This window comes from Pantoea phytobeneficialis, assembly GCF_009728735.1.
Lineage (GTDB): Bacteria > Pseudomonadota > Gammaproteobacteria > Enterobacterales > Enterobacteriaceae > Pantoea > Pantoea phytobeneficialis.
Map to the genome: position 1 here is coordinate 24,597 of NZ_CP024638.1, position 15,288 is coordinate 39,884.

Below are 15,288 nucleotides of genomic sequence, written 5' to 3' on the forward strand. Positions count from 1 at the left end.
AATACAGGAGAAAATGTATGTCACAATCCCATGAATTTTACCGTTACGCTGCTCCCGGCGAGCGCCAGCTTAAGTACCATCACGGCACCCGGCAGCAGGTGCGTTACCTGCCTGGCGTGGAGCTGCGCAGCGGCGCGCAACAGCGTCTGCGGGTGATCGCTGTCGGGAATAGCCATATCTATCAGGCTGACGGTGAGAAAATTGTGCATTTTAACCTGGCTGACAGGCTCGCCAGTCTGAGCGGCATAGTGGATGAAGAGGGCATACTGGTCAGCCGCGAAATCTGGTATCCGTTCGGTGGCACTGCCAGTTGGTTAACCGGTGTGCAGGCTGGCGCTGCGCTTAAATTTAAGCGTTATGCAGGTAAAGAACGTGATGCCACCGGGCTGATATATTTCGGCTGGCGCTGTTATGTGCCGTGGAAAATGCGCTGGCTGAACTGCGACCCAGCAGGCACCATTGACGGATTAAACCTGTTTTGCATGGTGAGTAATAATCCGCTTACGCTGCGCGATCGGGATGGCAGGGTGGGAGAGAATGAACCGCTGGATGTGAGTATGGGAGGCGATCTGGGGGCGACAAATCCTGGAGACAGGTCGTTACCACCGATTAAGCGGTACCTGAGGATGCTCGCCATATCGCAGCCGCCGCAAGCCGAGGCCATCCCGCTCCCCGATCCCATCCCCCAGCCACCTGTGGCCCCGGTAACGGAGGACCGACCAGAGACACTGCAACCCGGCACATCAACCGACTCAAAGACAAAGAATAAATCCTGGTGTCGTAAGTGCGTTCCACCGAAATCTTTTAGTTCGTACAATAAACGTAACTTACATTTATTGCAGGTGCATAAGATTGGATTTGAGTGTAAGCATGACGGCTGTGGGAAAACATTTGCCGATAAACAACACTATGAAAGTCATATAAATGTCCATGCTGGTGAAAAGCCATACATTTGTGAAGTGGAGGGATGTGACAGGCGATTTTTCTCCATGAGTGACCTTTGCCACCATAAACATACTCATGATGAAGCTGGAGAATTTAACTGCACAAAATGTGAGAAAAAATTTAAAACCTCAAGGACCTTATCGGCGCATAATAAATATACTCATGGAATGAATGAAAAACGACATCCCTGCAATGAGAACGGGTGTAATGTGGTGAGTTACACTTTAACGCAATATAAAAGGCATGAAAAAAGCCACCGTTCTTCAGTGCGGCATTAATATTCTGCGCAACTGATGTAAATCGCTGAGATTTTTATAGATTCACGCTGATGTACATTTTCGCCTTTCACTCTCGGAGAAAATGTATGTCACAACCTCATGAGTTTTATCGTTACGCGGCCCCCGGCGAACGCCAGGCTAAGTACCACCACGCCAGCCATCAGCAACAGGTACGTTATCTGCCGGGCGTAGAACTGCGCACCGGCGAACAACAGCATTTGCTGATGATTAAAGCAGGGAACAGCCATATCTGGCTGGAGGGCAGTCAGAAGATGACGCATTTTAACCTCGCCGACAGGCTCGGTAGTCTGAGCAGCGTGGTGGATGAACTGGGTGTGCTGGTCAGCCGCGAAACCTGGTATCCATTTGGCGGCACGGCGAGTTGGCTAACCGGCGTGCAGAGCGGTGCCGCGCTTAAGTTTCGGCGTTATGCAGGTAAAGAACGCGATGCCACCGGGATGATTTTTTATAACTGGCGCTATTATGTGCCGTGGCTAATGCGCTGGCTGAACAGCGATCCGGCAGGCACCGTGGACGGGTTAAACCTGTTTTGCATGGTGGGGAATAATCCCGTTACGCTGCGCGATCTGGATGGCAGGATGGCTAATGAGGAGCCACTGGATCTAAGAATCAATAAAGCGAAAGATCTTCCTCAACAGCCTGTACCGGATGGCGTTCAGCCGCCCATAGCCGTGCTCAATCTTACCTCTGACAGTTTACATCCACCGCCGCCTGCGGCTGTTGCGACTTTGGTGACACCAGAGTCACCAAAGCCCGGTCCTTCATGCGATCCTGTGCCCACGCTGACGCCGACGCAAAAGGCGTTCGTAAAGCGGTGTCAAACCTGTAGCCAGGTTTTTAAATCTCAATACTTATATACAAAACATAAAAATCAGGAAAACAACACGCCCCTTATTTGCAGCCAATGTGGGATAAACCTTTATCATGCGCGAGATATGACCAGCCATATGCACATACATAGCGAAGACAAACCCTACATTTGTCAGAACGATGATTGCAGAAGGGCTTTTAAGAGAAGTTTTGAACTGGCTGTGCATATAAAAACACATGATCCTGAAAAGACGTACATTTGCGGACTGTGCAATAAACTATATAAAAATGCAGGAACGTTAGCTTGCCACAGATCGAAAATTCATAATAATAAAAAGCGTTTTCATTGTGACCTTTGTCCAGCTTCATTTACGATGGAAAATAAGCTGGTGACGCACAAATTAATTGTTCATCAGGACAGTTCGTTATTGAAATAAGCGCGTTGAATCACAAAATGGGCAGTTCATCATGTTCTGCCCATTCATGCCAGGAACCCACATAAATCGCTACTTGCGGATAACCCGCCAGTTTTAGAGCCGCCAGCACGGTGGCGGCGCGTGCGCCGCGATGACAATAGACCTGTAACTGTGCACCCCGTGCCAAACCTGCCGCTTCAGCTCGCTGGGCGATTGCCGCAGCGGTACGAAAGCGGCCATTTTCCAGCACATCTTCCCAGAACAGCAGGCAGGAATGCGGGATACGCCCGGCACGATGGCAGCAATCGTGCACGAAACTGCCATCAAATTCTGACGGACGCCGTGCGTCAACGTTAATCACCGTTTTGCCATCGGCGTTGATGACCTGTTGACGGCTGCTGACCCAGCGGCTGTCCCAACGCACGACAGCGTGTTCTGAATTTTGTGTGACGGTGTAACTTAGTCCCTTGCCGGGTTCCAGGTCGTCACCTGTCTCCCGCCAGGCATCCAATCCGCCATCGAGAATCAAGGCATCGTCGCGACCCAGTAGCCAGGCGAACCAGGCACCGCGCGGCGATCGCATCCCCACCTGCTGTTCAAAAAACACCGGCGTTGCGGCCGGATAGTGATCAAACAACGGTTGCAGCGCGGCAGCAGCATCGGCTGCCATCGCCGCCAACCCGGCAGGGGTGCTGTCGGCGATAAAATAATCGTAAACGTTGCAGTGCTGCGCACCGGGCAGCGTATTGGCCTGCCATTCAGCCACGTCACGCACATCAATCAATAAAAAATGTTCGCCGCGTGACTGTCTCAGCCGCAGCGCACTGGCCTTAATGATCATGCGTGACTCCATTAAATAATGTTTGCCAGTTACCAGACTGCTGCTGCTCGGCCGCTGTCAGCACGCGGGCGGCGAGGGCGATATCGAAAACGTTCAGCCCGAAGGAGGAGAAGTACACGCTATCGGTAGCGTCAGGCCGCCAGCCATCTATCACCAGCGAGGTGAGATCGGCCGCGACTTCGTGCTCAGCGAATTCTCCCGCGCGGAACATCTGGAACAAACTTTTGGCGCTGCGCTGGGCGAAATCGCCCCACGCATCCACTACCACCTGGCGACTGGCTTTGATCGCGGCAAAGCTCACTTCGTGATAGCCCACCTGGATTATCAGACGGCCCGCACGTACCGCAGACGCATCGACAATCGGTTGCGCCGCGCTGGTACAGGTGATCACCGCGTCATACGGCTTTGCCAGTGCCGCGGCGAGATCGGGTTCGGGGGTGATGCCGTTCAGGCCAGACATATTTTCCGGCGTGCGATTCCACACGCCGATTTGCGCCAGCGTCGGAAACAAGGTCTGCAACATACGCAGATGCGCCCGGGCGTGAAAACCGGTACCCAGCAGTAACACGCGTTTTACCGCACGGGGCGCGGCATATTGCAATGCCAGCGCGCTGACGGCAGCGGTACGCGCGGCTGTTAATGCGCCACTGGCAACCAGGCCGCGTGGCACGCCACTGGCGGCATCGTTGATTAGCGTTACCGCCAGGGCGGCAGGTAGCGCGTCGGGTCGCTGTGGGCGGTGGGCGGTCCACTTGACGCCCGCAGCGTTAAAATGTCCGCCAACCCTGGCGGGAAGTGCGTAGGCTTTGCCGAGCGGTGTCGCAAGGTCGATATGGTTTTCGGCAGGCATCTGCGTTTCACCGGCGCGCATTAGCGTGACAACGTCACGTACATCGGCCAGCGCTAACGCCGGATCGTCGCCGCCGAGCAGCGCCACCGTAGCTTCGTCCAGCACGCGCATTTATTGCTCCAGCAGCCGGTCGGCAAACGGATAGAGCGCGGGAGAACCACCGCAATGCACGAACGTCACGTTGGCACCTTGCGGAATACGCCCCTGTTTGACCAGCGATATCAGGCCGTGCATCGCTTTGCCGGTATAGACCGGATCGAGCAACACGCCTTCCTGCTGCGCCAGTTGGTAAATGGCGTCGATACCGCCGGCTGATGGGATGCCGTAAGCTTCACCGACATAGCCATCTTCAATCCAGATATCGTCGGGTTGCCACTGTTGAGGCCATTGCAGCAAATCAGCACAATCCTGCGCCATGCCTGAAATACGCGGCTGGAACCAGTCGGCTTTGGCACTGACGCTGATGCCGATCACTTTTGTCTCAGGCCAGTAACGGCGCGTACCAACGTGCAATCCCGCGAGGGTGCCGCCGGAACCGGTCGGTGCTACCACAAAATCCGGCACCGGGGCGGCGCGCTCAGCAAGCTGCGCGCTGATTTCCTCAACCGCACGTACATAACCCAGCGCGCCGAGCGGTGTGGCACCGCCCAGTGGGATGATCATCGGCTTCTCGCCGCGGGCGCTGGCCGCATCGGCGTGCGCCTGCATCGCCCCTTCGATCTGGGTGAAATAACCGTCCGGGTCGAGGAATTGCACCTCGGCTCCGAACAGCTTATCGAGCAGCAGGTTGCCCTGCCAACTGGCAGGCGGGTTGCCGCGCAGCACCAGCACCGGACGCATACCAAACTTACGCGCCGCCGCTGCTACCATGCGGGCGTGGTTTGACTGATGTCCACCGGTGGTGATCACCACGTTGACGCCCGCCTGGCAGGCCTCTGCCATCAGGTACTCCAGCTTACGGACTTTGTTGCCGCCGCCGCCGAAGCCGCTGTAGTCATCACGTTTGATGGTGAGATTTATGCCTAATACCTCCCCAAGCCGCGGTAGCGGCTCCAGCGGCGTGGGGAAGAACCCCAACGGCACGCGTGTAAACTCATCGACTGTCTTCATTAAAATTACCTGTAATATTTTGTTTTAGTACTTCTCTGGTGTTTCCCTGGTGTGGCGCGACCCGACCAAAGGTCGAGTCAGAAAATGCGGTGAGCCACAGGCTCAGTGACTGCTGGAAGCGCTCCAGTCCAGTCAGGGTGACAAATTCGTTTACGGCGTGGGCGTTGCCGCCGTGCCCCAGGCCGCCAATTAAAAAAGCGGGGGCGATGGCAGCGAAGGCATACGCCGGGGCGCAACCCGGTGCCCACGGCCAGATTTGCGGCTGTGCGCCCAGCGTCTGATAGCTGGCGATCAGTTCATCGACGCCGCTGGCGTGGCGACCGAAACGAATTCCCGGATAGCGATCAACCAGTTCCAGCCGGGTGCCGGTCAAATCCGGCTGTGCAAGGCGCTGCTGCGCGGCTGCAATCATCGCATCCTGATCAAACGCAGGCGGGATACGGAAAGCCAGTTCGGCGCTGGCCCGGAACGGGATCACGCCACGACCACCGACCGGATCGCTGTGCAACTCGGCCAGCGTCAGCACGGCGCTGCCGAGCAAGGTTTGCAAACAAGTGACCGCGTCACCGCTAATCATCAGACGCTGGCTGCGGCGGAAACGCAGCTCATCATCGATGCTGAACGACTGCGCCAGCGTTGCCAGCAGCGCGTTAGCCTCGGCATCCGGCGCGATGTAGCCCAGTACACCGCTGTCAGCGGCGGGGGCGATGGCGTCCAGTGCCTGCACCAGACGCCAGGCGGGATTGGCTATCCATCCGGCGTTACTGGCGTGAATGGCGGAGGAAGGGCCACCCCAGTCGCCGCCGTTGACGCTTAAGCGACCGGTGGCGAGGCCGGTAAAGCCGAGATAGACGCGAGGCGCGCCGCCGCCATATTCGCACAGCGACGGAAACAAAACCGCCTCAGCCGGTGCCACCGGACAGGGCTGTTGCGCGAGGTAACGCCGCAGCGTGCCGCTGCCGATCTCCTCTTCGCCTTCCAGCAAGATTTCGAGGTTGACCGCCAGTTGGTTGTTCTGCAACAACTCCCGCAGCACAATCAACATCCCCGCCAGCGGGCCTTTGTTGTTCTCTGCACCGCGTCCGACGAACACATCGCCTAAATCGTCCCAGTGACAGACGCCACCGACGAAGGGCGGCACATCCCAGCCCGCGTCATCCGCAGGCATCACGTCGTACATGTTGTACAGCACCACGGTTTTGCTGGCACCGGTATCAATACGGACATGCACCACCGGCGGCTTGTCGGCTGCCTGACTGGCAACCGGATAGATCACGCGGGCGTTCAGGTGCGTCACCATCCAGGATTCGAGCCACGCGGCCAGGCCGTGTTGCGCGTCAAGCTGTCCCGACACGCTTGGCCAGCGTGTCAGTTCGCTCAGCAGTTCCAGGGTGGCGTCGAGTCGGTTCACAGGCGGATCCTCGGGTTCAGCACCAGATACAACAGGTCGATCAGCAGATTAATCACCACAAACACCAGCGCGGCCAGCAGGACGATCGCCTGTACCAGCGGGAAGTCGCGGTTCTGAATCGCCTGAATCGCCAGGCGACCAATGCCTGGCCAGGCAAAGATAATTTCTGTCACCAGCGCGCCGCCGAGCAGCGAAGCGAAGTACATACCCTGCACCGTCACCACCGGGATCAACGCATTACGCAGGCCATGTCGCACCACGATACGCCACTGACTTAACCCTTTGGCACGCGCGGTGCGGATATAATCCTGTTGCAGCACTTCCAGCAGGCTGGCACGCGTCAGACGTGCCACCGCGCTCATATAAAAGGCACCGAGGCTGACGGCGGGCATAATCAGCGCAGTGAAACTGCCGTAGCCACTGGAGGGCAGCCATTGCAGGTGCAGGCTGAAAAATAAGATCATCAGCAGTCCGAGCCAGAACACCGGGATGGCCTGACCACTGAAGGCCACCAGGCGGCAGATCAGATCCCAAAAACTGTGCGGGCGCAGGGCGCTGATGATGCCGAGCAGCAGGCCGAGCAGAGAACTCCAAACCAGTGCGCTGACGGCCAGTAGTGCCGTCGCAGGCAGACGTTCACCGATTAATGCCAGCACCGGCTGGCTGTAGCGCAACGATTCACCAAAATCGCCCTGCAACACGCCACTCAGGTAGTGGCCGTACTGCCACAAAAGCGGGCGGTCAAAGCCCATGCTGTGACGAAAGGTATCAATCTCCTGCTGGCTGGATCCGGGGGGCATCATCAGCGCAGCCGGGTCGCCGGTCAGGTGCAGGCTGAAGAAAATCAGCAGCGATACGCCGAATAACACCAACACTGATTGTCCGAGGCGATTGAGTAAAATGTTCAGCATGTTAATCCAGCCTCGTATGGGTGCGACGCAGCAGGGCATCGCCCAACAGGTTGCAGCCAATCACCAGCGCGGCAATCACCAGACCGGGATACAGCACCAGCCACTGTGCCAGCAACATATACGAACGGCCTTCACCGATCAGATTGCCGAGGGTGGGCGTCGGCGGCTGAATGCCCATGCCGAGAAAACCCACTGAGGCTTCCAGCACAATCAGACGCGGAATATCCAGTGTCAGCAGCACCACCAACGGGGTGAGCAGATTAGGCAGGATATGACGCAACAAAATACGCAGTGGCGAGAACCCCATCGCTTTCACCGCCTGGATATACTCCAGCTCGCGAATTTCCAGCGTTTTGGCACGCGCCACGCGGGCGTAGATCGCCCAACTGGTCACCCCCATGATGACGATAATGTTGGTGGTGGACGTTCCCATCAACGCAATCACCAGCAGGATCAGCAGGATAAAGGGCACCGCCAGTTGGATATCGATCAGGCGCATAATCAGGGCATCAACCCAGCCACCGGCATAACCGGCAATCATGCCGAGCGCCACACCGACCACCGCACCAATCGCGGCGGCCAGCACCACCACCAACAGCGACAGACGCGTACCGGCGAGGATGCGGGAGAGCAGGTCGCGGCCCAGTTGATCGGTGCCGAGCAAATGGCCGCCAGTGCCGGGCGGCAGGAACATCTCGGTTAACTGGTTGGTTAACGGGTCCGGCAATGGCAGCCACGGAGACAGCAACGCCGCCACGATCACCACCAGCAGCAGCGCGCTGCCGATGATGGCATCACCGTAAAAAATACGGCGTGGCCGACGTTGTAAGGCTGCTGCCGGGGTAATCATTTCAGCCTCAGATCAAACAGCGGGATACGGGCATCGACACGGCCTTTAAAGGTCAGTGCGTCGCTGTGCGCGTAAAGCGTGTCTTCACGATATAACGGGATCAGCGGCTGCTGTTCAGCAACGCGTTGCTGAATCTGTTGCAGCAGCACTTTGCGCTTCGCGGCATCCACCGTCTGGCGGCTCTGGTCCAGCAACTTATCCATTTCAGGATCGTTCACCGTCGAGTAGGGTTCGCCGCTGTGCAGAATCGGGAACAGGGCGGCATCGGCGTCCAGTGTCTGGGTCGATCCCCACGCCAGCATATACATCGGGGCTTGCTTCTGTGCCGCGACCTGCTGGGTATAAACCGACCATTCAGGCACTTCGAGCTGGGCTTTGACGCCGATCGCGGCCAGATCCTGCACGATCGCCTGGGCGACATCCGCGCTGGCGATATAACGACGTGGTGCCTGGAAGCGCAGGGTAAAGCCATTCGGATAGCCGGCCTGCGTCAGCAGGGTTTTGGCTTTGGCGACATCCTGGGTGGTGGCGGGTACCGCCAGATAACCGAAATCATTAGCTCCCGCCATAGTACCGGTCGGCGTGCCGTAGCCATGCAGCAACTGCTGGGTATACGCCTGACGATTCAGCGCCAGCGACAGTGCCTGACGTACACGCACGTCGTTCAACGGTTTTTCGTTGTTTTTCAGACCGAGATAGATAGTTAACCCACCGCCTTTGACCTGCTCCAGTGCAACACCAGGGCGATTTTTCAGCGCAGGCACCAGATCGGCAGGCACGCTTTCCACCAGTTGGACTTCACCGGTCAGCAATGAGGTGATACGGGCGGTGGCCTCCGGGATCGGACGCCAGGTGACGCGGTCAATGGCAGGTTTGCCACGCCAGTAAGCGTCATTGGCGACCATCACCACTTTTTCGTCCGGGATAAAGGTATCCAGCTTGTAAGCACCGCTGCCAATCGGTTTGCGGGCAAATTCGCTGGCACCCACTTTTTTCACATAAGCGGGTGGGACGATATAGGTCGGATAACGGCTCATGCGGGTTGGCAGCAGCGGATCCGGACCGTTAGTATGGATCAACAGTTGGTAGTCGTTGACCACCTCGACCGATTTAATGGTGCGGATGTAGGAGATGGTCGGTGCGTGGTTGACGGGGTCAAGAATGCGGTCAATGGAGAATTTTACCGCCGCGGCATTGACCGGCTCGCCATCGGTGAAATTCACCCCTTTGCGCAGGTTAAATTGCCAGGTGGTGTCATTGATGGCTTTCCAGTCGGTCGCCAGGCCCGGTTGCAGCGACATATCATCGGCGCGGCGTACCAGGGTATCGAAAATATTATCCACCAGCGTGGCGGCTTCTTTGAGAAAGCCGGGATCCATAGCCGTGGCTGATGCGGGCTGGGCGATGGTCAACTCTGCCGCCTGCAAACTGGCGGGTAACAGGGCAAAAAGCAATGCGGTGGTAGCAAACTTCACTGCAGGTAGTCTCATAAACTTCATCCCAAAATGCATTCGGTAACGTAGTGAAAAGAGTGTTGCTGTGTTGATCGTGCTTCGCTTGTTTTGTAATACATGATATATCCTATAGCGGGACGTTTTGGCAACAAAACATTTAAACTTCTTACCATTTGCACAATCCGGGAAAGGAAAAAACGCATGATTGAGATGGAAAAAGCACAGCGACTCAGCCTGACTGCCCAGGTAGAAGCCACGCTGCGTAGCGCCCTGATTGTCGGTAAGCTCAAGCCCGGCGCGCGCCTGGTCACGCGTGATCTTGCGGCCCAGCTAGGTACCAGCATCACCCCGGTGCGTGAGGCGTTACTGCGCTTAGTTTCCGCTGGCGCACTCAACGCCACCCCGGCGGCAGCGTTTTTGGTGCCAGAAATGACTCTGACGCGCTTTCAGGAGATCACTCTGATACGTAAGCAGCTGGAAGGGTTGGCGGTGCGGATGGCAACACCGAATATCGCGAAAAAACAGCTCTCTGAGCTAAAAAAATTGTGCGATCGCTTTATGCAGGCCAAGTTGAGTGGGGAGGTGGAAACCGCGCTGGAAGCCAATCGTGCGTTTCGTTTCACCCTGTACGGCTATGCGAAAATGCCGACGTTGCTGCTATTGATTGAACAACTGTGGGTGCAGATTGGACCCTGTCTGAATTATCTCTATCCGCAGTCAAGTGAAATGGCCAAAGGGCATAATTATGATCACCTGCTGGAGGCGTTGCAGACCAAAGATGTGGTGCTGGCGGAGCAAGTGGTGATGAAGGCGATTGATGACGGCGCGGCGATTTTGCTGAGGACGTATTTTGTTTGATGATTTTCTGGGGCGCGATAAATCGCGCCGCTACAAAAAAGTTAAAGCTCGTAATGGAACCGACACGCAACTATCGTGATTACGCCATCACTGACGCTGTAAACCAGACGATGCTCCCGGTTTATACGACGTGAATAAAGGGCAGGGTTTTTGTAATGCCTTAACCGTTCAGGTTTACCAATACCCTGCAACGGATTCTCATGAGCGGCTTTGATCAACTCTCTGACGCGTTCAAACAACTTTGGATCATTCTCTTTCCAGTAGTTGTAATCTTCGGCACCACGTTTGGTGAATAACGTTTTCAAACGTCGATTTCAACCAGATCGCCCTTGTCCAACTCGTCAAGCGAGGCATTCAGATGTGCGGCATTAGCAGGATTGCTGAACAGATACAGCGTTTCTATCATGGCGTCATATTCCTCTGCATCAATCATCACCACATCTGGTGCATCGCGACGTAAAATGCGCACGGGTTCGGCATTATCAGACACGCGCTGCATTGTATCCGCGAAATGGTTGCGTGCTTCCGTAAACGTTAGTGTATGCATGATGGTCGCTCTTTAATGAATGTGGCCTGGTATGATTATAAACATGTACGTATATAAGTACAAGAAAACTTAACTCCCCCAGCGGCTACGCAGATAATTCACCGCCTGCTGCGTTTGCGGCTGATTAAGGTAGTTTTCTCTGAACAGAATCGTGCCGCTGATTTGCGGCAGTGATTCATTTAAATCCAGCTGTTTTTTCAACTCCGGCACACCGCCGTTGACCGTCCAGTCCGGTTCACTCTTTGAGGGTTCACCCACTTTATACAATGCCACGCCGATATAGAGGCGGGTATGCGTCGGTTTCACCACATTCGCCCACCAGTTTGCCAGCACATCATAGCGCGCCGCCTGACGTGAGAACGGCCAGTAAATTTGCGGGGCAATATAATCCAGCAAGCCCATTTGTACCCACTGACGGGTGTCGGCAAAAGCCTCATCATAAGCTGCCGCACCTCGGGTATCGGAACCGGAGGGATCATGCGACAGGTTGCGCCATACGCCAGCCGGGCTGACGCCAAACTCGACACTGGGCTTCAGTTGTTTGATGGTGTGAGACACCTGCTCGATCAACAATTGCGTATTGTGACGTCGCCAGTCGGCTTTGGACGCAAATCCCTGACCATATTGGCGGAACGTCTGGCTATCATTCAGGGCAGATCCCGGAGATTCGGCGTAAAAATAATCATCAAACTGCACCCCATCGACCGGATAATGGCTAACCACTTCCGCCACAATGCTGGTGATCCAGTCGCGTGCCGCGGGTATGCCAGGGTCAAGCACAAAGCGATCGCCGGCGGTACGGATCCAGTCACGATGCAACACAAACACACTGGCAGGATGAAGCGACAGGGTGGCGTTCAGTTCAGCCACGGTGGATGGCTTGGTGTTGACCGAAACGCGATAGGGGTTAAACCAGGCGTGCACTTTCATGCCACGCTTATGCGCTTCGTCCAGAATAAATTGCAGCGGATCATAGCCGGGGTCGGCACCGATCTTACCGGTCAGCATATCGGACCAGGGCAAAATTTTAGAAGGCCACAGCGCAGTACCATCCGGTTTTACCTGGAAAAATACGGTGTTGATACCGAGGCTCTTTAACTTATCCAGTTTATCGGTGAGCGCTTTTTGCTGCTGGCTGATGCGGCTGGCGGCACTGCTGGCATTCACCGACGCGACCGGCGGCCAGTCAAGGCGTGAAACGGTTGCCAACCAGACGCCGCGCATCGGTTGCTGATCGGTTAACGGTTTCGTCGGTAAAGATGGCTGCGCAACGGTCGGTAGCGGGGTAACCAGTGATTTTGGCGGTTGCGACGCGCAGCCGGCAATTATCAAAGCGACCGCGACAAGCCAGCCACTCCTTTTCAGCAAGAGGGTGATGATAAGCTCCGGTTGTTCTGGTGATCATATAAAAAAAGACATTTTCTGAGTTAGGCGGTCAAAGTCAAGCCAGGCGCTATGCTTTTCGTACATGGACAAATTTCGCACAGGAGTTTTTATGCACAGCATTAACGCACTGAATTTACCTCCTTTCATCCCCTCTGGCGCACCGCAAGCCTGTGAGGTGGCGTGTTGCGTCACCAGAGTCTCTCAGGTTCCTGATACACCTTCATCGTTAGTCCCCGTTGTTCCAACAGAGCGGCCAGAAATGTGGCCAGTTTTCATCATGCATAAGGCGAAAAGCCTTCTTCTGGATAAGAGTTTAAAAGATAAATCATTTGAGGAGCAGTTGTTGGAACTCGGTGAACATAGGCTGGAAACTGAGAAAACCCTTTTCAAAGACGTTCCTGATAAGGTTAAACAGGGAATGTTAATGCAACTCCATAAACTAATCGAAATCATTTGGCAAAAGATAGACCCTGACAAAAATGCCAAGGCTAAATTTACGCAGCTGGTGCTGATGCTTAATACCCTGGGCATCCGGCTGACATCGGCGGACATGAATCAAGCAATTAGCACGCTTATGAAAGGGGAACTATTTTTGTCAAATGCCCGACAGTTCCAGATAATGGCTTGTCTCTACGCAAAGGTACCTCCTCAGATAATCAAATTACTCTCGAATAACGAACCTGAAGCAAAGGAACTTAAACTTACTGGCATAGGAAATCATCTGCGACTGCTATTACCCTTACAGAAAGATCCGGGCTATTTCCATGCCAAATGGAACGAGTGGGTAAGGGCCGTGAAAGATATTTGGGGGTTAACGATATCTGATGAGACGGCACATTTATTTTGTCTGGTCTTTGAGACAAAAATACATCAGGAGCAAGCTGGCTGGTTTGCCGGTTTAGCAGATGCGCATGATTTTTTTTATGCATTAAAGAATGATGCTCATCGCCCCGGAATGCACTGGACCCAGGCATGGGTGTTATTTTATCAACATACCGGAATATGTGTATCTCAAAATAGAGTAAGAAGGGCCATGGAGGGAAATCATTGTAGGATGGACGCGTTTGTCAGCAAAGTATGGAGCAAGTGTAGGGATATGAATGTAGTGAATCAGGTCGATATGGGACATTTATACCAGATAAAATTTCTTTCTAAGATAACAGAGATAACTCAGGAAGAGCTGCAACGTACTTTGACATTACTCTGTTTCTCCTTTAATCAATGCGAGCTTGATCTCTTCTTTGCGGCGTGTAGAGAGAAGGTGAATATACCTGTCAGTGCAAAACGTAAGAGGTTAACTTATGGTGGAGATTCCACTCGCGCTTTCTGCTCTTTGATCGAACATATACAAATCCACCAATGGGTTCCGGCTCGGGCACTGGCCATATTATGGATTGATAGTGTGTTTCCCTCCAGTGCAGATGATTTTGCCCACTATCTTGCGCAGGCTAAGACATGGGCGGATAAAAAAACGTAATGCGCAACTGAGCTAAATACACGCTGGAGCAACGGTTGATAGTTTTACATTTGGCAACCAATTAAAATGCTTCTACATGAAGCATCAACACCACGATGAAATGTGGCCCATCAACGACAAGATTAAGGACAAAGGCGATGAGCGATAAAAAAATGATTTCAATCGATCAGTTCAATCCTGAGGAGCGGCTGGCGGTAGAGGAGGCGTTCAGGGGGCTGGTAGAGAAATACCACCAACGTACAGGGAAAGAACCGGATGCAAAGAAAGAGAAGGAATTGACCGCCGAAGCCCGGCAGCAGGTTATGACACTGAAACAAGCAAAAGAGAAAGCGCTGGCGGAGAAAGCGAAAAAGAAACCGTTGAAGAAGAAAAAACCAGAGTCGCAGGCGGCCAGTGAAGTTAGTGATTTCAACTGGTCGGCCTCGATGATGAAAGGGCGACGTTAACTCAACAATCCCGCGCCAACATTTACTGACAATCCAAGAATCGCCAGATTGAAGACAAACGAAATCACCGACTGAAGCAGCGCAATCTGGCGAATGTCGGTGGTGCCGGTAGCCACATCGGCGGTTTGTGCTGCCACGGCGATGGTGAACGAGAAATAGAGAAAATCCCAGTATCCCGGATTGTCCGGCTTCTCAGGAAAGATCATCGGAGTGACCTTATGACTTCGGTGCAAATAGTGATGATGGGCGTAATGCAGGGCGAACGATGTTGGCAACAACGCCCATGAAACCACCAGGGTGCTGGCCGTCAGCAACAGATGTAACACGCGCGGCGTGCCGGTAAGGTGTTTTAACGAGGGCAGCTCGATAAGGATAGCCATCAGACTGACCAGACAACCCAGCGTCACCAGGCTTAGCACCAATGTCGCACTCTCATCCTGTTGTTTGGCGATCTGCGGAATATCTTTCACGTTGGTACGTAGCATGCGAAGCCAGACGAGGATCAAATACAGCCACGCCAGTACATTCCAGCCAATCAACAACCGTTGCAGATAACCCAGTTGGGTGGGAAGCAAAAAAAAGCACAGAATTCCGGCGACAATAGAAACCAGAAAACGCAATCGGGTGCGTAGGTGAGTTCGGAAAGAAAAATCCATTGTTATTATTGCCCGACAAAA

16 protein-coding genes are annotated in these 15,288 nt (G+C 54.4%); 5 read left to right on the forward strand and 11 right to left on the reverse strand.

All coding sequences use genetic code 11. The features are described 5' to 3' along the window. Positions 1 to 17 precede the first annotated feature (17 nt). Both CTZ24_RS23345 and CTZ24_RS23350 read left to right on the forward strand, forming a co-directional pair. Positions 18 to 1,223, forward strand: a complete 1,206-nt coding sequence (locus CTZ24_RS23345; protein WP_208726813.1) for an RHS repeat-associated core domain-containing protein — start codon at positions 18 to 20, stop codon at positions 1,221 to 1,223. Between the two features lie 86 nt (positions 1,224 to 1,309). Next, a complete protein-coding gene (locus CTZ24_RS23350; protein WP_208726815.1) occupies positions 1,310 to 2,491 on the forward strand; it encodes an RHS repeat-associated core domain-containing protein in 1,182 nt (393 codons plus the stop codon). A gap of 10 nt (positions 2,492 to 2,501) precedes the next feature. On the opposite strand, the gene CTZ24_RS23355 is transcribed toward CTZ24_RS23350, so the two are convergent. The 7 genes from CTZ24_RS23355 to CTZ24_RS23385 are packed head-to-tail and all read right to left on the reverse strand — an operon-like array spanning position 2,502 to position 9,933. Continuing rightward, positions 2,502 to 3,311, reverse strand: a complete 810-nt coding sequence (locus CTZ24_RS23355; RefSeq protein WP_208726817.1) for a rhodanese-like domain-containing protein — start codon at positions 3,309 to 3,311, stop codon at positions 2,502 to 2,504. Beyond that, on the reverse strand, positions 3,301 to 4,272 hold the full coding sequence (locus CTZ24_RS23360; RefSeq protein ID WP_208726819.1) for an ornithine cyclodeaminase family protein: 972 nt from the start codon (positions 4,270 to 4,272) through the stop codon (positions 3,301 to 3,303). The genes CTZ24_RS23355 and CTZ24_RS23360 overlap by 11 nt, the downstream gene beginning before the upstream one ends. After that, positions 4,273 to 5,271: a 1-aminocyclopropane-1-carboxylate deaminase/D-cysteine desulfhydrase gene (locus CTZ24_RS23365; protein ID WP_208726820.1), complete on the reverse strand. Its 999-nt coding sequence runs from the start codon at positions 5,269 to 5,271 to the stop codon at positions 4,273 to 4,275. Then, positions 5,255 to 6,682 carry a M20 family metallopeptidase gene (locus tag CTZ24_RS23370; protein ID WP_208726821.1) on the reverse strand — a complete coding sequence of 476 codons (1,428 nt, stop codon included), beginning with the start codon at positions 6,680 to 6,682 and terminating at the stop codon, positions 5,255 to 5,257. The genes CTZ24_RS23365 and CTZ24_RS23370 overlap by 17 nt, the downstream gene beginning before the upstream one ends. Then, entirely contained in the window at positions 6,679 to 7,593 is a 915-nt protein-coding gene (locus tag CTZ24_RS23375) for an ABC transporter permease (protein ID WP_208726822.1), read from the reverse strand. Before CTZ24_RS23375 ends, CTZ24_RS23370 begins: the two co-directional genes overlap by 4 nt. A 1-nt stretch (position 7,594) precedes the next feature. After that, positions 7,595 to 8,443, reverse strand: coding sequence for an ABC transporter permease (locus CTZ24_RS23380; protein WP_208726823.1), 849 nt, complete (start codon positions 8,441 to 8,443; stop codon positions 7,595 to 7,597). Continuing rightward, positions 8,440 to 9,933 carry an ABC transporter substrate-binding protein gene (locus CTZ24_RS23385; RefSeq protein WP_208726824.1) on the reverse strand — a complete coding sequence of 498 codons (1,494 nt, stop codon included), beginning with the start codon at positions 9,931 to 9,933 and terminating at the stop codon, positions 8,440 to 8,442. Before CTZ24_RS23385 ends, CTZ24_RS23380 begins: the two co-directional genes overlap by 4 nt. A gap of 165 nt (positions 9,934 to 10,098) precedes the next feature. Between CTZ24_RS23385 and CTZ24_RS23390 the strand changes: the two genes are divergently transcribed. Beyond that, on the forward strand, positions 10,099 to 10,755 hold the full coding sequence (locus CTZ24_RS23390) for a GntR family transcriptional regulator (RefSeq protein ID WP_208726825.1): 657 nt from the start codon (positions 10,099 to 10,101) through the stop codon (positions 10,753 to 10,755). A 41-nt stretch (positions 10,756 to 10,796) separates the two neighbouring features. Here the strand turns inward: CTZ24_RS23390 and CTZ24_RS23395 are convergent, their stop codons facing one another. From CTZ24_RS23395 to CTZ24_RS23405, 3 genes are all read right to left on the reverse strand, one after another. Next, positions 10,797 to 11,060, reverse strand: a complete 264-nt coding sequence (locus CTZ24_RS23395) for a Txe/YoeB family addiction module toxin (protein ID WP_208726826.1) — start codon at positions 11,058 to 11,060, stop codon at positions 10,797 to 10,799. Beyond that, the gene (locus CTZ24_RS23400) at positions 11,057 to 11,302 is read right to left on the reverse strand and encodes a type II toxin-antitoxin system Phd/YefM family antitoxin (RefSeq protein ID WP_208726827.1); all 246 of its coding nucleotides are present in this window, start codon (positions 11,300 to 11,302) and stop codon (positions 11,057 to 11,059) included. Before CTZ24_RS23400 ends, CTZ24_RS23395 begins: the two co-directional genes overlap by 4 nt. Before the next feature lie 69 nt (positions 11,303 to 11,371). After that, positions 11,372 to 12,670: a glycoside hydrolase family 10-like protein gene (locus tag CTZ24_RS23405; RefSeq protein ID WP_437180290.1), complete on the reverse strand. Its 1,299-nt coding sequence runs from the start codon at positions 12,668 to 12,670 to the stop codon at positions 11,372 to 11,374. A 127-nt stretch (positions 12,671 to 12,797) separates the two neighbouring features. On the opposite strand from CTZ24_RS23405, the gene CTZ24_RS23410 reads away from it, so the two are divergent. Both CTZ24_RS23410 and CTZ24_RS23415 read left to right on the forward strand, forming a co-directional pair. After that, complete coding sequence (locus CTZ24_RS23410) at positions 12,798 to 14,165, forward strand: hypothetical protein (protein WP_208726828.1); 1,368 nt, start codon at positions 12,798 to 12,800, stop codon at positions 14,163 to 14,165. 137 nt (positions 14,166 to 14,302) lie between these two features. Then, on the forward strand, positions 14,303 to 14,611 hold the full coding sequence (locus CTZ24_RS23415; protein ID WP_208726829.1) for a hypothetical protein: 309 nt from the start codon (positions 14,303 to 14,305) through the stop codon (positions 14,609 to 14,611). On the opposite strand, the gene CTZ24_RS23420 is transcribed toward CTZ24_RS23415, so the two are convergent. Continuing rightward, entirely contained in the window at positions 14,608 to 15,267 is a 660-nt protein-coding gene (locus tag CTZ24_RS23420; RefSeq protein WP_208726830.1) for a DUF1345 domain-containing protein, read from the reverse strand. The two genes, CTZ24_RS23415 and CTZ24_RS23420, sit on opposite strands and share 4 nt — an antisense overlap. Positions 15,268 to 15,288: the final 21 nt, after the last annotated feature.